At 67.8% G+C, this 22,498-nt stretch carries 18 protein-coding genes; 10 read left to right on the forward strand and 8 right to left on the reverse strand.

Annotated features, from left to right (window positions below; translation table 11 throughout):
- Positions 1-322: 322 nt before the first annotated feature.
- Entirely contained in the window at positions 323-1,189 is an 867-nt protein-coding gene (locus E1288_RS40895; protein ID WP_132494045.1) for an SAM-dependent methyltransferase, read from the reverse strand.
- 14 nt (positions 1,190-1,203) lie between these two features.
- Positions 1,204-2,838 carry a CocE/NonD family hydrolase gene (locus E1288_RS40900; protein ID WP_132494046.1) on the reverse strand — a complete coding sequence of 545 codons (1,635 nt, stop codon included), beginning with the start codon at positions 2,836-2,838 and terminating at the stop codon, positions 1,204-1,206.
- Positions 2,839-3,479: 641 nt separating this feature from the next.
- Here E1288_RS40900 and E1288_RS40905 point away from each other — a divergent pair.
- Positions 3,480-6,074, forward strand: a complete 2,595-nt coding sequence (locus E1288_RS40905; protein ID WP_235884157.1) for a heavy metal translocating P-type ATPase — start codon at positions 3,480-3,482, stop codon at positions 6,072-6,074.
- A gap of 75 nt (positions 6,075-6,149) precedes the next feature.
- Here the strand turns inward: E1288_RS40905 and E1288_RS40910 are convergent, their stop codons facing one another.
- Positions 6,150-6,575, reverse strand: a complete 426-nt coding sequence (locus E1288_RS40910; RefSeq protein WP_132494047.1) for a CBS domain-containing protein — start codon at positions 6,573-6,575, stop codon at positions 6,150-6,152.
- Positions 6,576-6,745: 170 nt separating this feature from the next.
- On the opposite strand from E1288_RS40910, the gene E1288_RS40915 reads away from it, so the two are divergent.
- Entirely contained in the window at positions 6,746-7,177 is a 432-nt protein-coding gene (locus tag E1288_RS40915) for a universal stress protein (protein WP_132494048.1), read from the forward strand.
- A 41-nt stretch (positions 7,178-7,218) separates the two neighbouring features.
- Here the strand turns inward: E1288_RS40915 and ppk2 are convergent, their stop codons facing one another.
- From ppk2 to E1288_RS40935, 3 genes are all read right to left on the reverse strand, one after another.
- A complete protein-coding gene (ppk2, locus tag E1288_RS40920) occupies positions 7,219-8,040 on the reverse strand; it encodes a polyphosphate kinase 2 (protein ID WP_132494049.1) in 822 nt (273 codons plus the stop codon).
- A gap of 272 nt (positions 8,041-8,312) precedes the next feature.
- On the reverse strand, positions 8,313-9,299 hold the full coding sequence (locus E1288_RS40930) for an Acg family FMN-binding oxidoreductase (protein WP_132494050.1): 987 nt from the start codon (positions 9,297-9,299) through the stop codon (positions 8,313-8,315).
- Positions 9,300-9,462: 163 nt separating this feature from the next.
- On the reverse strand, positions 9,463-10,953 hold the full coding sequence (locus tag E1288_RS40935) for a bifunctional aminoglycoside phosphotransferase/ATP-binding protein (protein WP_132494051.1): 1,491 nt from the start codon (positions 10,951-10,953) through the stop codon (positions 9,463-9,465).
- A 163-nt stretch (positions 10,954-11,116) separates the two neighbouring features.
- On the opposite strand from E1288_RS40935, the gene E1288_RS40940 reads away from it, so the two are divergent.
- A complete protein-coding gene (locus E1288_RS40940; RefSeq protein WP_132494052.1) occupies positions 11,117-11,344 on the forward strand; it encodes a DUF1918 domain-containing protein in 228 nt (75 codons plus the stop codon).
- A 7-nt stretch (positions 11,345-11,351) separates the two neighbouring features.
- On the forward strand, positions 11,352-13,607 hold the full coding sequence (ppsA, locus tag E1288_RS40945) for a phosphoenolpyruvate synthase (RefSeq protein ID WP_132494053.1): 2,256 nt from the start codon (positions 11,352-11,354) through the stop codon (positions 13,605-13,607).
- A 6-nt stretch (positions 13,608-13,613) separates the two neighbouring features.
- On the opposite strand, the gene E1288_RS40950 is transcribed toward ppsA, so the two are convergent.
- On the reverse strand, positions 13,614-14,609 hold the full coding sequence (locus E1288_RS40950; RefSeq protein ID WP_132494054.1) for an Acg family FMN-binding oxidoreductase: 996 nt from the start codon (positions 14,607-14,609) through the stop codon (positions 13,614-13,616).
- Between the two features lie 69 nt (positions 14,610-14,678).
- Here E1288_RS40950 and E1288_RS40955 point away from each other — a divergent pair, with 69 nt between their 5' ends.
- The 3 genes from E1288_RS40955 (at position 14,679) to E1288_RS49385 (ending at position 16,232) form a co-directional block, all read left to right on the forward strand.
- The gene (locus E1288_RS40955; RefSeq protein ID WP_235884158.1) at positions 14,679-15,194 is read left to right on the forward strand and encodes an Hsp20/alpha crystallin family protein; all 516 of its coding nucleotides are present in this window, start codon (positions 14,679-14,681) and stop codon (positions 15,192-15,194) included.
- Between the two features lie 64 nt (positions 15,195-15,258).
- On the forward strand, positions 15,259-15,453 hold the full coding sequence (locus E1288_RS49380) for a hypothetical protein (protein ID WP_235884159.1): 195 nt from the start codon (positions 15,259-15,261) through the stop codon (positions 15,451-15,453).
- A 170-nt stretch (positions 15,454-15,623) separates the two neighbouring features.
- The gene (locus E1288_RS49385) at positions 15,624-16,232 is read left to right on the forward strand and encodes a hypothetical protein (protein WP_235884160.1); all 609 of its coding nucleotides are present in this window, start codon (positions 15,624-15,626) and stop codon (positions 16,230-16,232) included.
- Between the two features lie 136 nt (positions 16,233-16,368).
- Here the strand turns inward: E1288_RS49385 and E1288_RS40965 are convergent, their stop codons facing one another.
- The gene (locus tag E1288_RS40965; RefSeq protein WP_132494063.1) at positions 16,369-16,815 is read right to left on the reverse strand and encodes a universal stress protein; all 447 of its coding nucleotides are present in this window, start codon (positions 16,813-16,815) and stop codon (positions 16,369-16,371) included.
- A gap of 269 nt (positions 16,816-17,084) precedes the next feature.
- Here E1288_RS40965 and E1288_RS40970 point away from each other — a divergent pair, with 269 nt between their 5' ends.
- From E1288_RS40970 to E1288_RS40980, 3 genes are all read left to right on the forward strand, one after another.
- Complete coding sequence (locus tag E1288_RS40970; protein WP_132494055.1) at positions 17,085-18,368, forward strand: MgtC/SapB family protein; 1,284 nt, start codon at positions 17,085-17,087, stop codon at positions 18,366-18,368.
- Positions 18,369-18,485: 117 nt separating this feature from the next.
- Positions 18,486-20,051, forward strand: a complete 1,566-nt coding sequence (gene otsB / locus E1288_RS40975) for a trehalose-phosphatase (protein ID WP_132494056.1) — start codon at positions 18,486-18,488, stop codon at positions 20,049-20,051.
- Positions 20,048-22,483, forward strand: coding sequence for a glycoside hydrolase family 65 protein (locus E1288_RS40980; RefSeq protein ID WP_132494057.1), 2,436 nt, complete (start codon positions 20,048-20,050; stop codon positions 22,481-22,483). The genes otsB and E1288_RS40980 overlap by 4 nt, the downstream gene beginning before the upstream one ends.
- The last annotated feature ends 15 nt before the right edge of the window (positions 22,484-22,498 follow it).

Below are 22,498 nucleotides of genomic sequence, written 5' to 3' on the forward strand. Positions count from 1 at the left end.
GCACGCAAGGAAGTGCCCGGCCCGAGCAGCATCGGCGGCACGCTGCTGCCCACCCAGCGCCAAGGCGTTCAACAAGATGAACCACAGCCGTTGCCGGGCCCGCAACCAGGTTCAGCCGAGTTGCCCGCCAAATCGGGTGAACGCGACCAACGCAGCTGAGACGAAGTCCCGACTTCCGGCGGACACGGCACCACCACTCATCGAATGGTCCACAAGAGACAAGTTCCTCCGACACGTGTGCTTGGGCGCGGGACTTGCCGAAAACGCGCTAGGCCCGGGAGTCGTGTCACCGTTGTGCCGGAGTGCTCGTCATCGTTGCCGGTCAGGCCTTTTCGGCGCAGACTGACCGTTCCACCTCGCTTGCCGTCAGATCACGGCCCCGTCGCTTGAGATAGCGGTCCGCGAACTCACGCGGCCCGATGTGGTCGGCCAGACACCAGCCGTACTCGGACAAGAACCCGGCAACCTGGTCAGGTTCCATCCCGAAGCGCCACAACCTCCGCTTGACGACGTACTCGCGATACATGGCCTCGCCGCCGAACAAGGACGCACCGTCGAGGAAGTCTTTCCGCACGTACGTGAACATGAGACGGCTGCCAATCGCAGCCGTGGAAAGGTAGTCGAAGGTCCGGCGGGCGGCGCCCTCGGTCAGATACTGCGTGACTGCTTCCCAGACGAAGACAGTCTTCGTATCTGCCCGGTGGCCGTGCGCCGTGAGCACTTCCTGCAGGTCCTCGGTTTCGAAGTCGATCGGGACCAACGTGACATGATCCGGGATCTTGCCGTAGAGCCTCTGCAGCACCGCACGTTTGCGAGAGATGTTCTCCGGCAGATCGACCTCGTACACCGGCAAGCCGTTCAACCACGGCAGCCGGTAGGCACGAGTATCCAGCCCAGCTCCCAGGATCACCACGGCCTCGACCCCGGACTTCACCGCATCGCGGAGTTGATCATCGATGTAGCGCTTGCGGCACAGCATGCTCGCCCACAGGCCCGGGGCCTGCTTCTCGGTCGCATTGATCATCCACCGCCGGACCAACGGAATCCGCGAGACCGAAGCCATCAGCTTCACGCCGGCAGGAAGCAGTCGGTATGCCAACTTGTCACGCACAAGCGGAACTTCCTCGTACTGGTCGACGGCGACGATCACCATCGGACCGACCGCCGTCCTTGCAGCCGCGTTTCCCATGTTCGAAGAACCTTTCAACTGGATCGTTGTGACAGGAGGAGCAACGACGGGTGGTCGGGATCGTGGAAGATCTCCTGCTCAGCCGGTTCCATCGCGGTCCCCAACGGATCTCCAGTGCCAAGATTGCGGGCGAAGCGAGGGTGCGCTCCGCTGGATAGCTGCAGCCGGATCCGGTGCCCGCGGCGGAACCTGTGCGCGGTTGGCGACAACTCCACCCGCACAATCCGGACACCATCCACTGTGGTCTCCGACTGCGATGGCTTCAGGCGGAGGATCCCGTCGCAGAGGTTCACCGACCGCCCTCCCGGCTCGACATCACACAACCGAGCGAAGACATCGGTGTACTCCCGGCTGGATCGGATGTGGACCTCTGCTCCGACAGGTCCGACGACGTCGAGATCCGCGCGAAGCACTGGGCTGGTGAACACCAGCACGTCGCTGCGAGATTCGATGCGGCGGTTGTCCTTCGAGCCAGCGCCGACAGCCACGATCGCGCCACCGATTGTTGGCGTCGGGTCCGCTGGGTCGTATCGGTACCGGCTCGGTGAACAGGTCACGGGCGATCGGGTGTCCAATCCGCCGTCGCCGTGCAAATACCACGGTTTCGCGTCGAAGCCAGGAGGTGGCCAATCGGTGAACTCGCTCCACCGATCAGCTCCGGTCATGTTGAGGTGCACCGGGGTTTCCGGCTGCTTCCCCTCACCACGCAACGCGTGGTCGAGAACCGCGAACGATTCACGGAGGTACCTGCGGCTGTTCATGCCACGCCCGTGCGACCACGGCCCGACGAGCAACCGAACCTGCCGCCCCGAGGCGCGCAGTGCCGCGTAATCCGCAAGCATCCCAGGGAGAAAGAAGTCGAACCAACCACCCGCCAGCAACACCGTCTCCGGCATGTTCTCGACGTTGCGCCGGTGGTCCATGCGTGCCCAGTAGGCATCAGGCTCGGGGTGGTGCAGCCATTCCTGGAAGTACGGCACGTGCTCCCCCACTGCTTTGCGGTCGGCATCGCCGATCTTCGGGGCGAGCACGGCCTTCCGAAGCTTCCACGGTCCGGTGAACGCGGCCGGCAGTTGCCGAAGAAGCGACCCTCGAGTGCGGAACATCGTGTTCACGACCTGAACCCAGCCCAGCGCATTGCCGAGGGCGAACGCGCCGCCGGGATACATGAACGAGTGGTAGAACTCCGACGGGGCGTCCTGGATGATCGCCGCTTTCCACTCCGGTATCTGCACCTGCGCCAGTTCCCACTGCGCATAGCCCAGATAACTCGTGCCCCACGTGGCCATGACCGAGGGGAACCACGGCTGGTCCCTCAACCACGCAACCGTTTGCAGCCCATCACCAGGCCGCATGGCGAAGCCGTCGAACTCGCCGCCGGAGTCCGCGGTGCCGCGCAGGCTCTGCTGGAAGACCTGGAACCCCTGCTCGGCGATGACCCGGGCCAACACCGCATAAGCCTGCCGCCGCCCGTAGGGCGAGCGGATGAACACCAACGGCGCGCGTTCATCACCAACCGGGTAGTAGCAGTCGGCCATCAGCCGGACACCGTCCGACATCGGCACCGCGATGTCACGCTGCACCCGCACCCGAGCGCGGGCGGGCGGCAGCCCGATGAACCAGCGCATCGCCGCAGTCAGCACGGCCATGGAACTTCCTTGGATGGGCGTCCGCCGACGCGCTCCACGACCATGACGTTCCAGCTGCTGGACTGCGACCGCCCCGCACGAGCCAGCCCGGCCATCCCTGCGCCCACGACCAATACACGCCCACCGGCCGACATGACAGCTCCATCCTCGAAGCAATACCTACGTCACGCCGACCAGGCTTCCCGGCACACCATCGACACCGGATCCGGTGCGATGACAACTACCGTAGACCATGGTCAGAACTTTCTGAACCAACAGGGCCCGGATGCCGCGCAACGTGCAGCACCCGGCCCGTGGCCTGGCAATGCGGTCCACCTCCATTGCAGTCCCGTCCTCTGCTGGTGGAAGCGGACGTGGACACGCCACTCGCCCCCGGAGCGGCAAGGGCAGCGAGATTTAGTAGTGGTCAGGCGCGAGCGGGAGTCTTGATCCGCGCATGCCGATCAGCAGGTGAGTGACGTCGACGGCAAGCCAGAACGTCACCGTGCCCATGGCCGCTCGGGCCCGAGCCAGAACCGTTCGCCCGCGCCATCAGGCCCCCCTTGGCCGGCGACACGACCCGCTCGAACACCATCGGACCACCCGACCACCGTCGAAGGCGGCGGCCCGCGCGGAGGCAAAGATTCGCGAAATTCTCATGGGTGCCCACCGCAAACGGCAGATGTAGCGATGATCGCCACCGTATGGCGACTTCCGAGACCTTGAGCGGACGCGTGTGGCCAGGAGACGTTGGCCCCTGGCGTTGCTGGCTTCCTTGCAGACAGTCTTCAGCCGGAACGGCGAAGGGAGGTTCACGCATGGGTGCCGTCGACATCCTGGTCCTGTTGGCTGCCGTCGCTGCGGTGGCGGCATCGGGCTGGTTCTTCTTCGGCCCCCGGCGTGCCCACACCGCACGCATGGCGAACGGGGTGCAGCAGGTCGAAGTGACCGTTCGGGGCGGCTACCGCCCCGAGGTCATCCGGGCTCGGCAGGGTGTGCCGCTGGAAGTCGTATTCGACCGGCAGGAGGCCGGGGATTGCACGTCGCGGGTCGTGTTCGCTGATCTTGGAGTCAGTGCCCCGCTTCCGGCATTCACCCGAACCACTGTTCGGCTGGTGCCGGCAGAGGCGGGCAAGTTCGGTTTCGCCTGCGGCATGAACATGATCCACGGCTCGCTCATGGTCGAACCGAATGACCAGATACCGGTGGAGCGCCCGGCACCGACCGCAGAGGCTGGGGCTACAGCGCTCGAGGAGGATGCGGCGCAGACCGAGGAGCGCCGCGCGGAGATCACCGACCTGACCCGCCGGTTGATCGGCGGGACGGTTTTGACCGCACCGGTGCTGTTCGCCGTCATGGCACACGAGCTGTTCGGCGCCGACTTCGTTCCGGCGGTACTGCTCAACCACTGGGTCCAGCTCGTGTTGATCACCCCGGTGATGTTCTACACCGGCTGGCCGATCCACCACACCGGGTGGCTCACGCTGGTGCACCGCAATGCGGACATGAACAGCCTCATCACCCTCGGCACCACCGCCGCCTACGGCTACAGCCTGCTCATCACGCTGGCACCCGGCGTGCTCCCGGCGGAACTCCGGCAGGTGTACTTCGAAGCGGTCGGGGTCATCCTCACGCTGATCATGCTCGGCCGGCTGCTAGAAGCGCGCGCGAAGGCCGGCACCGGTGAGGCGATCCGCGCGTTACTCGGCCTGCAAGCCCGCACGGCGCGAGTGGTGCGGGGCGGCGTCGAGTCCGAGGTCTCCGTCGACGACGTGGTGGTGGGCGACGAGCTCGTCATCCGGCCCGGTGAGAAGCTCCCGGTCGATGCGATCGTCCTCTCCGGAGTATCGGCGGTGGACGAATCGATGGTCACCGGCGAGTCGATGCCAGTGACCAAACGGCCTTGCGACGAAGTCATCGGGGCGACGATCAACGGCACCGGCTCGCTGCGGGTTCGTGCCGCCAAAGTCGGGGCGGACACCGCGCTGGCGCAGATCATCCTGCTCGTGAAGCAAGCCCAGGCTTCCAAAGCACCGATCCAGCGGCTCGCCGACACCATCTCCGCCTACTTCGTCCCAGCGGTCATCGCGATCGCCATCGTGTCGTTCGCGGTGTGGTTCGTCGCCGGTCCGCCCCCTGCCCTGCCCCTCGCGCTGGTGTCCGCAGTCTCAGTGCTGATCATCGCTTGTCCCTGCGCGCTCGGGCTGGCGACGCCGCTATCCATCATGGTCGGCACTGGCAAGGGCGCACGGGCCGGGATCCTTATCCGCTCAGCGGAAGCTCTGGAAACAGCGCACAAGCTCGACACCGTCGTCCTGGACAAGACCGGCACGATCACCGCGGGAAGCCCTCGATTGACCGATCTGCACCCGGCCGGGCAGCTCGGCGAATCCGACCTGCTCCGGTTGGTCGCCGCAACCGAGGCCGACAGCGAGCACCCGGTCGCCGCCGCGATCGTCGCCGCGGCCCGCGAACGCGGTCTGGAGTGGGAATCGGCCACCCGGTTCGACTCGATCAGTGGCGAAGGGGTCCGTGCCACGGTCGCCGGGCACACCGTCCTCGTCGGCACTCATCGACTGCTCATCGATTCCGGAGTCGACACCGCTCCCCTCGAGCCAGTCAGTCATCGCCTTTCAAAGGAAGGGAAAACGGCGATCCTGTCTGCAGTGGATGATCGTCCCGTTGGCGTGCTCGGGGTGGCCGACACCGTGAAACCAGAGTCGCCCGACGCGGTCTCGGCCCTCCACCACCTCGGCCTCGACGTCGTCATGATCACCGGCGACAATGCGCACACCGCCGAGACCGTTGCCCAACAGGTCGGCGTCCACCGGGTGCTTGCCGAGGTGCTTCCGCGGCACAAGGCCGGTGAGATCCGCCGACTGCAAGTCGAAGGCCGCCGGGTCGGCATGGTCGGCGACGGCATCAACGACGCGCCGGCACTAGCGCAAGCCGACGTCGGCTTGGCCATCGGCACCGGCACCGACGTCGCCATCGAAGCCGCCGACATCACCCTGATCTCAGGCTCGCTGTCCGGCGTCGTCACCGCCATCCGATTGTCCCGGGCGACCATGCGCAACATCCGGCAAAACCTGTTCTTCGCCCTCGTCTACAACGCCATCGGAGTTCCCGTCGCCGCAGGCGTTCTCTACCCACTGCTGGGCATCCAGCTCAGCCCGATGCTCGCCGCCGCGGCGATGGCACTGTCTTCGCTGTCCGTGGTCACCAACGCCAACCGCCTCCGATCGGCCATCACTTAACCTAGGGGCTGACGAGGCCACAGCCATCGAGCCGGCGTTCACGCCTCATCGACCACCCGTCTCCGGCTCGTTCCCCTAGGTGCTGTGGTGAACATTCCCGGCGATGGCGCGAACGAGGTCAACGGCGGTGAGGACTCCGCGAATCTCGCCGTGCGAGATCACTAGCAGCGCGTCGGTGTGTTCCTCGATCATGCGGTGCGCGGCGATCGCAACGCTGTCCTCGGCGGCCACCTGGGGGGCCGGTCTCCGGCACAACGAGTCCACGCTCACTGGTTCACCGGGGATTCTCCCGGCGATTCCGAACAGCAGGTCGATGGCCGTGACAAGCCCGGTGGGCGCGGTGGTGGACGCGACGGCCAGGTGGTGGACGCCGTTGCGATACATCTCCTGCAACGCCGCCATCGCGTCGATGTCTCCGTGCACCGCGACGATCGGGGTGCTGGCCAGATCGATCACTTCGGACCGGACCGACGGCGCCTCGATCGGTTGCTCACCGGTCATGACACCACCTCGACGAATCGCGGCTCGAGCGCTGCTCGAACCGTGGGTACCCCTTTGAGCGGGGCTTGCACCCAAGACTCGAACCTGCGGGGCCCGTCCGGCAGAGGCGATCGCCCTCTCCGGGAGCGCGGAACTTCCGAGAGTCGCATCGCCGACACTGGGAGGAAGGCATGAACGAGCACCGATACACCATCGTCGTCGGCGTCGACGGCTCGCCCGCGTCCAAGGCGGCACTGCGGTGGGCCGTGTGGCATGCGGGCCTGGTCGACGGGCGCATCACGGCCTTGATGGCCTGGGACGCGCCGCTCATCTACAACTGGGAAGTCCCTGGACTCGAAGACCTCGCCACCACGACCGCGAAGATCTTGAGCGGAGTCGTCAAGGAAGTCGCCGGGGATTCCGAGGTGGAGATCAACAAGGAGGTTTCGCAGGGACATCCGGCACGGGCGTTGCTGGACGCCACAAAGGAGGCGAACGCGGACCTGCTCGTGGTGGGCAACCGCGGTCACGGCGGCTTTGCCGAGGCGCTCCTGGGCTCGGTCAGCCAGCACTGCGTCCACCACGCCCGCTGCCCCGTCGTCGTGGTCCGTAACCAATCCTGACCACCGTGCAGCACCTGCAAGCTGATCATCGCTGGTCTGGTTCATTCGAGCTTCGCGGCGTAGTCGGGCACGTACTTGAACGCGCAGCGGGGTGGACGCCGGTAACTGCTGGAGGATGACCGCGTGGGCAGTTCCATCCGGGGCCGTGGTACCTCGCGGTACGGCACGCTGGAGAGCAGGTGGGCGATCATGTTGATTCGCGCTCGCCGCTTGTCCTCGCTTTCCACCAGGTACCACGGTGATTCCGGGGTGTCCGTCGCGGCGAGCATCTCGTCCCGGGCGCGGGAGTACTCGTCCCAGTGGGTAACCGAATCAAGGTCCACATTGGAAAGTTTCCACCGGCGCATCGGGTCCTCGACACGTTTGCGCAGCCGCCGCGCCTGCTCTGCGCGGCTGATCGAGAACCAGTACTTGCGCAGCAGCAGTCCGTCATCGACGAGCAGCCGCTCGAAGACCGGGCACTGCTCGAGGAAGCACCGGTGCTCCTCCTCCGTGCAGAACCCCATAACGCGTTCCACCCCAGCGCGGTTGTACCAGCTGCGGTCGAACAACACGACTTCCCCGGCCGCGGGAAGCTGCACGACGTAGCGTTGGAAGTACCACTGGGTGCGCTCCCGCTCTGTCGGGGCGGGAAGCGCGACAATCCGGGCCACCCGGGGGTTGAGGTACTCGGTGACGCGCTTGATCGTGCTGCCCTTCCCTGCCGCGTCACGCCCCTCGAAGAGCACCACGAGCCGTTGGTTCTCGGCCCGCACCCATTCCTGCAGCTTCACCAACTCCGCTTGCAGCTGGAAAAGCTCGCGCTCGTAAACAGCACGCGGCAAACGGTTCCGCTGCTCAGCCGGCTCACTGACGCCTGCCAACGCCGCTCACCTCCAGCCGCGCCTCGACCGAACGTGCTCCACATCCGACTTTGGCCCCGGGTAATTGGCCAACCTGATCATCCGGTTTCGGCACCAGCCTGAGCGGTACCCGATGCAACGCAGCACCCTCTGCTGCCCACCTGACCGCCGCCATCACGGCCTGCGAGCCATCAGCCCCCACCACCTCGACCTTGCGCATTCAGCCCTCCCGGGCTCGGCAGAAGCCCTCTCCCTGCACCCCGCTCACCGCGAAAACGCGAGTCAGGAGCGGGCTAATCGTTGATCAGCAGATCCCGCACGTCACGACGTGGTGTCGCCAGCGTCGGCGAGCCATAGCCGAGCCGAACCAGTGCCTGCGCGTACAGCGTCCCGCCGAGCAGCCGCTGCAGCTCCTCCCGCGTGTCCGCGACCTCCACGACCTCCGACAGCAGTGACGCCGCCAGGCCGTGTGCCGTCGCGGTGAGCAGCATGCGCTGCATCGCCTGCCCAGCCTGCAGGTCGGCGAGCCGGCTGCCGTGGTGCGAGCACACCACGACCAGCAGCGGCTCGTACTCGAAGTCCTTGCCAGGGACCCGCGCACGGGCCTCGCCGCCGGAGAAGTCCCGCAGCACCCACTGGTCTTGGGGCTCCGGTTGCGGCCCCGCCGCTGCGGCAGGCACGCCTTCGACCGCCCCCGTCGGACGGCCGGTCCAGCGCCCCAGCTCCTCCCGGAAACGTGCGTCGGCCATCTGCGCCCGGTGCGCGCGATGCACCAGTCCCTCCAACGCCCCGAGTTCCGGGCGCTTCATCACGTGCAACCAGCCTTGCTCTCGCCGCACCGCAGTGGCCAGGGCGTGCCGGTACTCGGTCGGCACCGGTGTCTCCAAGAACGGCCGCCGGTTGCTGCGCCGCTGCGGGATGGCCCGGTACAACTCCTGTTCCTCCGGTGCCTGGGTCGTCTGCCCGCCGCTGCGCACCTCGGCCAAGGCGGTGGGCGCGGTCAGCCGCGGCAGCAGGGTCACGACCGGCCGAACACCGGCGTGTTCCAGCGCCAGGCGGAGGTTCAGCAACGCCGCCCCGCACGCCAACCGCAGCTCGCGATCCTCGGGGTCCGCTGCCGGGAGCCGCCGCTGCGGATCGCTGTGCAGCTCGATGGCGTGCGGCAGGAGGCGAAAGCGCCAGGGCTGGCTGTTATGCAACGACGGCGCCAACCCTGCCTGCCGCACCACGTCCTGGGCCTGCTCTGCGGACAAGCCCAACGCTGTTGGAAATGAAGTCATCTCCTGCCCCTCGGCGTCGGCCAAAAGCCCGCATCGAGTCTTGCAGACCATCGACCGCCCTGCCCGGCCGCGACGCAGCCGGTATAGCACCCCGCGACCGGAGAGACCTCGCTCTGCACGCCTGCGGGATGCCTGAGAACGCTCGCTGTGGCCGCCTCGGCGTTCAGCTGGTTTCGAAGGCCGTCCAGGCTGTTGCGATCGCGGTGTCTTCGCGGCCGGCGGTGTCGACGCGGGTGGACTCGGGCCATTCGGCGAAATCCCGGCGCATCGCGGCAGCGATCTCCGCTGTCGCGTCGGAGGCGTCGCCGACCCGGGCGGTGATGCGCGGTTCGGCGATCTCCGCCGGGGCCACGCACTGGAGTTCGGTGACCACGGCGGACGCCTCGCGCGCGGCGGCTCTGGCCGACTCGCGTTCGTCCGCGTTGCTCCAGCTGGCGTCCAGGACCACGCTTTCACCGAGCTCCAGGAGGGTTCGCGCCCGGTCCAGCATCTCCTGGTAGGTGTCGTGCACCTGCTCGCTGTCGTAGAGGCCGCGACCGTAGCCGGCGTGCGCGGCAAGCCCGGCCACGCCCGGTAGTTCCCGGCGGATCTGATCGGTGCGCAGTAGGACCGCCCGCATTCGGTCGGCCAGTGCTCCGGCGACGGTCGACTTGCCGGTACCCGGCAGTCCGCCCACGAGGACCAGCCGGACCTGGCCGTCGCGCAGGTGCCGCAACGCCATGCCCGTCAGCTGCCGAGCCTCCGCCGCCGCGTCGGCGACGCCCTGAGCGTGTCGCAGGCATGCGACCTTGGCGCGAACGAACGCCCGATAGGCCAGGTAGTGGTGCGCCAGCGACTGCACACCCCGCGCGTCGGAGAACTCCTGGTACCAATCCAGGAAGATCTGGCCGAGTGCGGCGTCGCCGAGCCGTTCGAGATCCATCGCCAGGAACGCGACGTCGTCGAGGGCGTCGACGTAGCGCAGCGCGTCGTCGAACTCCAGGCAGTCCAGCACCCGTGGTCCATCCGGAAGGCAGAAGATGTCCTCGGCCAACAGATCACCATGACCGTCCACAATGCACCCGCGCCGCACCCGGTCCTCCAACAGCGGGGTCCGGCCGTCGAGGTAGCGCAGGGTCAGTTCGACGACCTCGTCGAACTGGGCACGATCGAGGACGTCACCGACGAACGGCTCGGCTCCGGCGAAGTTGTCGATCCAGCGCTTGCGCAACGCACCCGGTGCGCCCGCGGCATCGATGTCAGGCCCGCGGTGCGCGGTGCTGTGGAACGAGGCGAGCACCCGCGCCAGCTGCTTCAGGTCGGCTCGAACGTCCGCCCGCTGCGCCACCAGCCTCGACAGCCGAAGCGACGAGGGCATGCGGCGCATCACCACGATCCAGTCGCATGGCTCACCGTTGCCGTCGAGCACCTGCGCCACGTCGAGGTAGACGTCGGGGGCGAGGCGGCGGTTGAGTTCCAGCTCGCGCCGGCACGCCCGCTCCCTGGCGGTCACGGTGCGGAAGTCGAGGAAGCCGAAATCGACGGGTTTCTTGACCTTGTAGGCGTGATCGCCGATGAACACCACCACCGCGCAGTGGCTCTGCGCGATCCCGACGCTGTCCGGGTGGACGAAGCGAGCAGGTGACGTACCGGTCCTGGCGTGAGAGGTGCTCATGTTGACGATCTTCCGTCGAGGGCTCTGGGGCTGCGAGTCGCTTCCCGACTGTCGCGTATCCCGGGCCTAGATGCAGGGTCGAACGGCCCTGGATCCTGGCCGGGCCCGTGCGGTTACCTGACGCTGCCGGAGTCCCTCGGGGAAGTTGGGGAGCGATCCGATCATGCGTGCGGACGTGGGTGACTGGCTGGTGGTCGAAGGCACCCACGTCGACGACCACCGCCGCAAGGGACAGATCCTGGAGGCCCACGGGCCGGATGGCGGGCCGCCCTATCTGGTCCACTGGCTCGAAGATGGGCACACCAGCCTGTTCTTCCCCGGTCCCGACACGCACACGTCGAAATCGCTGCCTCACCACCTCAAGCCCGATGTCCCCGAAGCGTCCCGGTGAGATCGTGATGCCCTCCATTCGTTGGTTCTCCCAGCTGGGACTCGCCGATGTGCCCTTCGCCGGGGGTAAGGGCGCCAACCTGGGCGAGCTGACGCGGGGCGGTTTCCCGGTCCCGCCGGGTTTCGTCATCAGTGCGGGCGCCTACCGCACCTCGCTCCGAGAAGCCGGAGTCGAGGCCGAGCTCAACCGGGTGTTGGCCGAGGCCACCGAGCTGGTCGACGACCAGGCCCGGCTAACGTCTGCGTGCACCCAACTGCAGCAACTGGTGCACCAGGCAGGTATGTCTGCCGGGGTGCGCGGGGAACTGGACAAGGCCTACGCCGAGCTCGATCATGGCCTACGGGTCGCGGTGCGGTCCTCGGCCACCGCCGAGGACGCGCCGGGCATCTCCTTCGCCGGGGTCAACGAGAGCTTCACCAACGTCACCGGGCCCGACGAGCTCGCCGCGCGCGTAGTGGACTGCTGGGCCTCGCTGTTCAGCCCACGGGCCGTCGCCTACCGGGCCGCCCAGGGAGTGCGCGAGGCCCCTGCGATGGCCGTGATCGTGCAGCAGATGGTGGACGCAGAACGCTCCGGTGTCGCCTTCACCGCGAACCCGGCCACGGGATCGCGGGAGGAGATGCTGGTGGAGGCCGGCTTCGGACTCGGTGAATCCGTTGTCGGGGGCACCGTGGAACCCGACACCTACACGATCCGCAAGGCCGACTCCCGACTCACCCGGCTCTACATCGGTCGCAAGGACCACAAGGTGGTCCGCGATGCCTCCGGCCGACAGACCCGCGTCGATCTGGCGGCCGCCGAGTCCGACCAACGGGTGCTCACCGACGCCGATCTGCGTGAGTTGTCCCGGCTGCTGGTCCAGGTCGAAGAGCACTACGGCAGCCCGCAGGACGTGGAATGGGCCATCGCCGATGGCACGTTGTGGTTGGTGCAGTCCCGTCCGATCACCACCCTCGAGCGCTGCGTGCCAACGAGCGCCGTTCTGGTCTCCGGGCTCGGGGCCTCGTTCGGCACCGCCTCCGGCCCAGTCCGGGTCATCCAGTCACCTGCCGAATCCGGGGCACTCCGCCCCGGTGAGGTGCTGGTGGCGCCGATGACCGCACCGGACTGGCTGCCCGCGATCCGCAAGTCCGCCGCGCTGGTCACCGACAGCGGCGGCATGACCTGCCACGCCGCCATCGTCGCCCGCGAACTCGGACTGCCCTGCGTGGTCGGCGCCCGCACAGCCACCACCACGCTGCACGACGGCATGGCGGTGACCGTTGACGGGGCGAACGGCACCGTGGCCGAAGGCAGCATCAGCGCGGTTCGCGAGCCCGCCCGCGTTGAGCAGCCACTGGAACCCGCCCCGAGCCAGTCCCTGGCCACCCGGATCTACGTGAACCTGGCCATGCCCGACCAAGCTCAGCAGGTCGCTGCACAACCGGTCGACGGGGTGGGCCTGCTCCGCGCGGAATTCCTGCTCACCGAGGCACTCGGCGGCGAGCACCCCGGCCGCATCCTCGCCCGCGGCGGGCAGGAATCCGCCATCACCGCGATGGTTTTCGCACTGTCCACAATCACCACGGCGTTCGCGCCGCGGCCGGTCGTCTACCGAACCGCGGACTTCCGCAGCAACGAGTTCCGGCACCTCACCGGAGGCGGTGAGTACGAGCCGGTCGAGGACAACCCGATGATCGGTTACCGGGGCTGCTACCGCTACGTCCGGGACCCGTCGTTGCTCCGCATGGAACTCGAAGCGCTCGCCCGCGTCCGCGAGCGGACCCCGAACCTGCACCTGATGATCCCGTTCGTGCGCACACGCTGGGAGCTGGAACAGTGCCTCGCCGAGATCGACCGCAGCCGGCTCGGCGCGGCGCGCGGGCTGCACCGCTGGGTGATGGCCGAGGTGCCGTCGATCCTGCACTGGCTACCCGAATACGCCAGGCTCGGCATCGACGGCGTGTCCATCGGCAGCAACGACCTCACCCAACTGGTCCTCGGCGTCGACCGCGATTCCGAGCTGTGCGCACCGCTGTTCGACGAGTCCGACCCGGCAGTGCTCGACGCGATCGGGCAGATCATCGGCGCCGCACGGCGCGCCGGGATCACCTCGTCACTATGCGGGCAGGCGCCGTCTAACAACCCGGACTTCGCCGAACACCTCGTCCGGCTGGGTATCACGTCCATCTCGGTCAACCCCGACGCCGTGCCTGCAGTCCGGCGCGCGATCGATGTCGCCGAGCGCAAGATCCTCCTCGAAGCGGCACGGACCCGGATCTGAGCGCACTCACTCCGGTGGGAACAGTGGCTCGACGACTTCCGACAGCGCGCGGCGAGGTGTCAGCGGACCGGGGAACTCGTGCGTGACCGGCCACCCGATCCGGATCGCCAGCTGTGGAAACCCGTTTCCGCCGAGGACCTGTTCCCGCACCTGGTTGCGGGACTCCGCGACCTCACCGATCTGACTCAACGGGCAGGTCGCCAGCCCTTGCTCCGTCGCGCTCAGCAGCACCGCGCTCAACGCCTCCCCGGCAGCCAGCCAGCTCTCGTAGCTGTCGCCGCGGGTCGCCAGCACCGCCAGCACCGCCCCGTCGTCCAGAATCGGCACGGGCAGCTCCCCCTCGGCGACCAAGGCGAAGTCCCGCTCCGGCATGCCGCGCAGGTGTTCGGCCGGAATGCTGCGGGCCGGCACCCCCTCGACGGAGGCATGCCGACCCGCCCAGGCGGCGAGTTCCTGCCGGTACTCCGGCCGCTGGCGCTCCACCGAGCCCGCATGCTCGATCGCCAGTTCCAACACCCGACGTGTCCTGCTGTCCGAGGCGAACGTGAGCGTGCAGTCCTCCAGCCGCGCGACCTCGCGCAGGGGCGCGAGGACCTCATCCGGAACCGGATCTTGCAGGAACGGCCTCCGGTCGCTGCGCCGGTCCGCCGCCGCAGCAGCCAGTGTCACCACGTGCTCATCGACCTCGTCCAGCCTGGTGAACTCGATCGACGCCAGGTGATCCGGTTGCGCGGGGTTCGGCAGCCGGTGCACCCGGGCTTGCCACCCCTCGGCGGCGAATGCGATGCGTGCGTGGTTCAGGGCCGCGCCGCAGCTGATCACCATTTCCCGCCCGGTCGGGTCGAGGACCGGCAGCAACCGGGAGCTGTCGAGGTAGAGGTGCACCGAGTGCTCCGCTACCTTCCACCGCCACGGTTGGCTGTTGTGCACCGACGGCGCCCGGCACGCCAGCGCCAGCGCCGAACGGACCGTCTCCTGCGACGGAACTGCCCTTCCAGCCATCACGCCCACCCCCCACGGCCAATGCTGGCGCATCGCGGGCAAGGTCACCGGTTTCCGCTTCGCTGCCGCGTGGGTACCACGTTCACGTCAGCCGATAACGGGGCCGATCGGCACTATTCGGCGCAGCTCGCGCACCGGACACTGGCAACGTTCACCTCTCGCTTGGAGGACACCATGACCCACCACTTGCTGCCGCGCCCGAGCATGGGCCTGCCCGACATCTTCCAGGCGTTCGAAACCGAATGGCCCTTCGGCGAACGGCACGCGATGCGGGTGGAAACCTATGCCGACAAGGGCGAATTCGTGATCCGCTGCGAACTGCCCGGCGTTGATCCCGACAAGGACATCCACATCAACGTCGAAGGCAACCAGCTCAAGATCAACGCCGAACGCGAGCACGAAGAACGCACCGAGCGGCACAGCGAGTTCTACTACGGCACCTTCAGCCGCACCCTCCTGTTGCCGACCAGCTGCAACACCGAGGACATCAAGGCCGAATACGAAGCAGGCATCCTGACCATCCGCATGCCGCGGCGGGAAACCGAAGCGCGCAAGGAAATTCCCGTCGCACGCGTCGGAAAGTAACCGTCACGGTAGCCAGTCCCGGCGGCCATAGGTGTGCTCGCTGTACGAAGGTGCCGACCGCGACGTGCTGGAGGCAGCCGTCGCGCTCGCCACGCGTGCACCGTCGCTGTTCAACGTTCAGCCGTGGCAGTGGCAGGTCGGCACCGAGTCGTTACACCTGTTGCTCGACAGGTCTCGCGGAATACCGGTCACCGATCCCGTTTTCCGGGAGTTGACGATCAGCTGCGGGCCTCGGTACATCACGCCGTCCTCGCCCTGAGGGCTCTTGGCCGGCAGGCCCGCGTCCGCCGATTGCCCGACCCAGCAGCACCAGATCAGCTGGCAACGATTGACATCGTTGGTTCTGGGGATCCTTCCCAGGCCGAGGTGGCTCTTGCCGGCGCAGCCGGGAGGAGGCGAACCGATCGTCGCCAGTACGCACCGGAGGCGGTGCCCAGCCGCATTCTCGATGAGCTCGTTCTGGCCGGTGAAGAGGTCGGTGCGAAGGTCTTGGTGGCTGAAGGCGATGACCGGTACGCCCTGGCTCGGGCGTTTGCGAAAGCAGCAGCGCTACACGGTGCTCAGGAGGAGTACCGAGCCGAACTCGCCGCGTGGACCGGGTTGAGCGAAGGGACGGCCGTGGGCGTGCCAGAGTCCGCAGTGCCGAAAGCCGGCGCGCAGTACGGCGACATCGTTTTGCGCGACTTCGGGCGCGTTGCGATTGCGCACGAAGAAACCGGATCCGCGCAGAACGCCGGATGCATCCTCCTGGTCAGCACGTCCACGGATGACCCGGTGGCGCACCTGATCGCGGGCGAGGCCATCAGCGCTGTTCTGTGCACTGCGGAATTGGAGGGCCTGGCCAGCAGTCCGCTCAGCGAGGCCTTCGAAATCGAACAAACCCGCAACGCGGTTCACCGCGAAGTGCTGGCCGACGCGGGCTATCCGCAGGTCGCACTCCGGATCGGCTGGCCCACCACCGCGCGTGGACCATCACCGACGGGCAGACGCCCGGTTCACGAACTGCTCCACGACCTCCTGGACGACCACGCGGACTGACAACGAGAGGGCCTGCGATGACGACGTCTCGTCCCGTCGTGACAGGCGTCGACGGCTCGCCGCATTAGGACGCGGAGGTTTCGGCTCCTCGGTTCCGGCGCAGCCACTCGTACGCGACGCGACCCGTGAGCTCCGATCATCCATCATCAGGGCGAACAACAACCACCGGGCAGTGCGCATGGCTCACGCAGTGCATGCTCACCGATCCCAGGAGCACCCCGACGAATCCACCATGACCACGACTTCCCACCACCAAGAGGTCCGCACCCCGGGCTCGATCCAGCAGGGCTCGTGCTGCATGGCCGCGAACCACCTCACGACGAACGCGTGCTGACGTCGCCAACAGGGCCGTGGTTTCGTCAACGGCCTTCCGGAGCTCCCATTCCGCCCGTGCCCTCGACTCGTCATCCGAAACGATCGGCGGCATTGGCATGGCCTCAACGAACACCGGAGCGGACCACGCCATCAACGCGGTGACCTCACCACCGCACTGCTCCGCGTAACGCACCGCCCATCGCAACGCAGCTCGCGAGCCCGGCGAGCCATCCACCCCGACAACGACCCGCGGTTCGCGCTCGCTCATGACTCCCCCGATATCCCAGCCCAACAGTCAAAGCCGGGTCTACCCGCCGGGCCCCGAGATCGCACACCGGCCCGAATCGTCCACGCCGCAGTCATCGACCAACGCCCCTATGCGGCGGGCAATCGTGATGCGAATGCTGGCGGGTGACAACGGCCGGCAGGCGAGGTGTGGTGGCAGCACTGAGGTAGGTCCTGCGATGCCAACGGCCTTCGGGCACCGGCGGTGCGCCACCTCCCCCGAGGCGACCGGCGACAAGGAAGCTTCGCCCATTGGACACGACGACCGCGCTCGTTCACTTCGCCACCGCCCTGGCGATCGGATTGCTGCTGGGCTTGGAGCGGGAGCACAGCATCGCCGGCGAGAAGTTCCGCCCGGCTGGATCCAGGACCTTCTCGCTGCTGGGCGTCGCGGGCGCGATCGCCGCGGCACTGGGCCCGGCCGTGCTGATCGCCACGGTCAGCGCCGCGAGCGTGCTGGTCATCGCCTGGTACGTGCTCACCGCACATGCCTCCGCCGAAACCGACGTCGGGGCCACCACGGAGGTGGCCGCGATCGCCACTGTCCTGCTCGGCGCGCTGGCCTGGACCCAGCCGACCTGGGCCGTGCCGATCGCGGTCGCCATAGTGGCACTGCTGGCCGCGAAACGGCCGCTGCACCGCTTCGCGACCCGGCTGGTCACCGACGAGGACATCGCCGACGCCATCCGGTTGTTCGTCGTGGCATTCGTGATCTACCCCCTGCTCCCCGACCAACCGCTCGGCCCCTACGGAGTGCTCAACCCGTCCAGGATCTGGTTGCTGGTCATCGCGATCACCGTCATCGGCTGGGCCGGGTACGTGTCCGCCCGGGCACTCGGCGAACGCCAAGGATTGCTCGTCGTCGGATTCCTCGGTGGCTTCGTGTCCGCCTCAGCGACCACCGTCGTCCTCGCTCGCCGATCCGTCCGGGGAGTCCAGGCAGCGGTGCTGCCCGCAGTGCTGGCCGCGAGTGTGGCGACACTCGTCCAACTCATCGCCGTCACCGCGGTCGCCAGTCCACCGGTGGCCGTCCGGTTGCTTCCCGCAGCGATTGCCGGTGTGCTCGTGCTGCTGGCCGAGGCAGGCTGGCTCACCTGGCGGTCGAGCCGAGCCGAACCCCGCACCGCCGAATCGAGCCGGGACGAGGACGCCGCCGCGGAGGCTCGCAAGACGCCCGGATTCCAGCGACCGCTGTCCCTGCGGATCACGCTCTCCCTGACACTCCTGCTGGTCCTGCTCCTGCTGGTCACTCGCGCAGCCGCCGATCTGCTCGGCGGGCGGGGCGTCCTCGCCGCCGCCTTCATCGGCGGCCTCGCCGACACCCACACCACCGCCGTCGCAACCGCCACGCTGGCCAGCACCGTCATTCCCACCGGCGTCGCCGTGCTGGGCGTCGGAGCCGCCCTGCTGAGCAACACCCTGATCAAGCTCGTCCTCGCCGCCGCGGCGGGCGGGCCGCGCTTCGCTGCGCGCCTGGCGGCGCTGCTGGTCCTCCCGGCCGTCGCCGTGGCGACAGGTATCGCACTCACCGGATGAGCGCGCCTGGTGGTCACCTCGCCTCGGCGGTGGATTCGTGCAACCGCCCGGGTACCCGACGAGCACGTGGCACTCGTGCCACCCACGGCCTGGGCGGTGCGGAAAACCGGAGTCGGCATGGTCACCACGAACATCGATCCTTGCCATCACCGTGCGGTGCTGTTCGACATGGACGGGGTGATCACCGATACCGCCACAGTGCACTCTGCCGCGTGGAAACGGCTGTTCGACCAGTACCTGGCGGACCGCACACGCACACCAGGAGAAGATCACCGGCCGTTCAGCGACGCCGATTACACCCAGTACGTGGACGGCAAACCCCGGGTGGACGGGGTGCTGGACTTCCTGAGCTCGCGCGGCATCACGCTGCCGCGCGGCAGCGCGGACGACGACATCGGCCTGGAAACCGGGCACGGGCTCGGAAAGCTCAAGGACCGATACTTCCGCGATGCGCTTGCCTCGACGGGCGCGCTGCTGTTCGACGACGCCGAGCCGCTGATCGGCTCGCTACGCCGCCACGGCATCCGGACCGCGGTCATCTCCGCCAGCCGCAACTGCGCCCGAGTGCTGGAGCAGGCCGGTGCGGCACAGCTGTTCGACGTCCGCGTCGACGGTGTGCTCGCCGACGAACTGGGGCTGCCCGGCAAACCCGATCCCGCGGTCTTCCTCGAGGCGACGCGGCGGCTCGACACGCCGGCCTCGGCGTCCGTGGTCGTCGAAGACGCCCAAGCCGGGGTCCAGGCCGCCAGGATCGGAGGTTTCGGCCTCGTCATCGGGGTCGCCCGAACCGGCCCGCCGAGCCGACTGCTGGAAGCGGGTGCCGACGCCGTCGTGTCCGCGCTCAGCGACGTTTCCGTCGCAGAATCCGCCGAGCGACGGCTGTCCGAGGTCCCCGACGGACTCGACCGATGGGACGAGATCGCCGACCGCCTGCAGGGTCGCCGACCCGTGCTGCTACTGGACTTCGACGGCACCCTCGCCCCAATCCGCGACGACCCCACCAAGGTCACCATGCCGTTGAAGGCCAGGGAGGTCCTGCAGCGGCTCGCCCGGAACTGCCCCGTGGCGATACTGAGCGGCCGAGACCTGCAGGACGTGCGCCGTCGTGTCCGCATCGACGGCCTGTGGTACGCGGGGAGCCACGGATTCGAACTCGCCGGTCCCGACGACGCGCCGATCACGCAGCAAGCTGGTGACTCGGCGCTGCCTGATCTCGACGACGCCGAGCGTCTCCTTTCCAGCGAACTGGAACCTGTCCCCGGGGCCCGTGTCGACCGCAAGCGGTTCGCCCTTGCGGTGCATTACCGCAACGTCCGACCGGACGACGTCGACCACGTGATATCCACCGTGGACCGCATCGGCGGCGCGTTCCCCTCGCTCCGCACAGCGCAGGGACGTCGCGTGGTCGAGCTGCTGCCGGACATCGACTGGAACAAGGGCCGGGCGCTGCGCTGGCTGCTGGATCGCATGGGGCTTTCGGGCACCGCCGTCGTTCCCGTTTTCGCAGGTGACGACTACACCGACGAGGACGCCCTGCGCGAGATTCACGAGGACGGCATCGGCCTCGTCGTGCGCAGCGCCGAACACGGCGACCGCCTGACCTGGGCCCACTATTCCGTCGACAACCCGCGCTCGCTGATCGCGCTGCTCGCCCGCTTCGCGTCCTTGGCGGAGACCGCATGAATCCCTGGCTGTTCGGCTTCCGCGACTTCGAGCCCGGTGATGAAGGTCGCCGGGAAGCATTGTGCACGCTGGGCAACGGGTATTTCGCCACGCGCGGGGCCGCACCGGAATCCCGTGCCGACGGCGCGCACTATCCCGGCACCTACGTAGCCAGCTGCTACAACCGGCTCACCACGACCGTCGCTGGTCACGAAGTGGAGAACGAGTCGTTGGTGAACATGCCGAACTGGTTGCTGCTGACCTTCCGCATCGACGACGGCCCGTGGTTCGACCTGGCGCAGGTCGAAGTGCTCCACCACGACCAGGAACTCGACCTCGAACGCGGCATCCTGGTCCGCCGGTTGCGCTTCCGCGATCGGCAGGCACGGACGACGCGCGTAGTGCAGCGCCGGTTCGTGCACATGTCCCGGCCACACCTCGCCGGCCTGGAAACCACGCTCGTCGCCGAGGACTGGTCAGGCACGATCACGTTCCGCAGCGGCATCGACGGCCGCGTGACCAATTGCGGCGTCGCCCGCTACCGCGACCTCGAGGGACACCACCTCGTCGACCACCAGACCTTCGAAGTCGCGCCGAACATCACCGTCCTGCACGCGCGAACGTCCCAGTCCCACATCCGCGTCGCCGAAGCCGCGCGGTTCCGGGCGTTCGCGGGCGGCGAGCTCGTCGACGTCGACCAGTCCCTGGACCGGCAGGACGACCTGATCGCCCACGACCTGGCGCTGGCCGTCGCGCAGCAAGCCGAAGTGCGGGTGGAGAAGATCGTCTCGCTGCACACCTCGCTGGATCGTGCCAGCACCGAACCCGTCGCGGAAGCCGTCAACGAGGTGCGCGACGCCGCCGGATTCGACGAACTGGCCCGATCGCACAGCCTGGCGTGGGCACGTCTGCACCACCGTTTCCACTATGGACTATCGATGAGCGATGGCGCGCAAGAGGCCGTGCACCTTCACCTGTTCCACCTGTTGCAGACCATCTCGCCGAACACCGCCGACCTCGACGCCGGCGTGCCGGCGCGCGGGTTGCATGGCGAGGCTTACCGCGGCCACGTCTTCTGGGACGAACTGTTCGTCCTGCCCACCCTCAACCTGCGCATGCCACAGCTGGCCCGCGCTCTGCTCACGTACCGCTACCGCCGACTGCCACAGGCACGGAAGGCCGCCCATGACGCGGGATTCTCCGGTGCGATGTTCCCCTGGCAAAGCGGCAGCAACGGCCGGGAAGAAAGCCAACACCTGCACCTCAACCCCCGCTCAGGCAACTGGCTGCCCGACCACACACACCTCCAGCGGCACATCGGGATCGCCATCGCATACAACGCCTGGCACTACTACCAGGCCAGCGGGGACGAGGAGTTCCTCAGCGACTTCGGGGCCGAAATGATCCTGGAAATCGCGCGGTTCTTCTCCTCCCTCACACACTACGACCGCAGCCGCGACCGGTACACCATCCGCGGTGTCGTAGGGCCCGACGAGTACCACACCGCCTACCCCGGGCGGGATCGGCCGGGAATCGACAACAACGCCTACACCAACGTCATGACCGCCTGGCTGTGCCGCACCGCCGTGCACGTCCTCCGCGAACTGCCCGACCAGCGGCGCGGAGAACTCATCGACGACCTGGAGATCCGCCACGCCGAGATCGACCGCTGGAAGCGGATCTCGCAACGCATGTTCGTGCCCTTCCACGGGAACGGGATCATCAGCCAGTTCGACGGCTACGACCGGCTCGCCGAACTCGACTGGGACGCCTACCGGCAGCGCTACGGCGACATCCAACGCCTCGACCGCATCCTGGAGGCCGAGAACGACGACCCCAACCGCTACCAGGCCTCCAAGCAAGCCGACGTGCTGATGCTGTTCTACCTGCTGTCCGCCGAAGAACTCGAAGACATCCTCGGCAAGCTCGGCTACCCCATGCCGCCGGAGACGATCCCCAGGAACATCGAGTACTACCAGCAGCGCACCAGCCACGGTTCCACCCTCAGCGCCGTCGTGCACGCCTGGGTGCTCGCCCGCAGCCGCCGACACCAAGCCATGGAGTTCTTCGACCGCGTACTGGCCAGCGACCTCCACGACACCCAGCACGGCACCACCAGCGAAGGCATCCACCTCGCCGCCATGGCCGGCAGCATCGACCTCCTGCAACGCTGCTTCGCCGGCATCGAAGTCCGCGACGGCGAACTGCACCTCAACCCGCTATGGCCCACCGAACTCGGCCCGCTGGAACTGTCCATCCACTACCAGGGACAACCCGTCACCATCAAGGTCACCGGCCGCACCGCCACCATCCGCACCACACCGGGCAAGAAGCGGCTCCCCATCACCTGCACCTGCGGCTCTCGAACGGTCTGCCTGGGTCCCGGCGAAACCGCCCGCTTCTCCCTCGAACGCCCAACTGGCGGCGCCGACCCGACTACGTTCGCCCCCTGAACAAAGGCCGACGGA

The organism is Saccharopolyspora elongata (assembly GCF_004348985.1).
Taxonomy (GTDB): domain Bacteria; phylum Actinomycetota; class Actinomycetes; order Mycobacteriales; family Pseudonocardiaceae; genus Saccharopolyspora; species Saccharopolyspora elongata.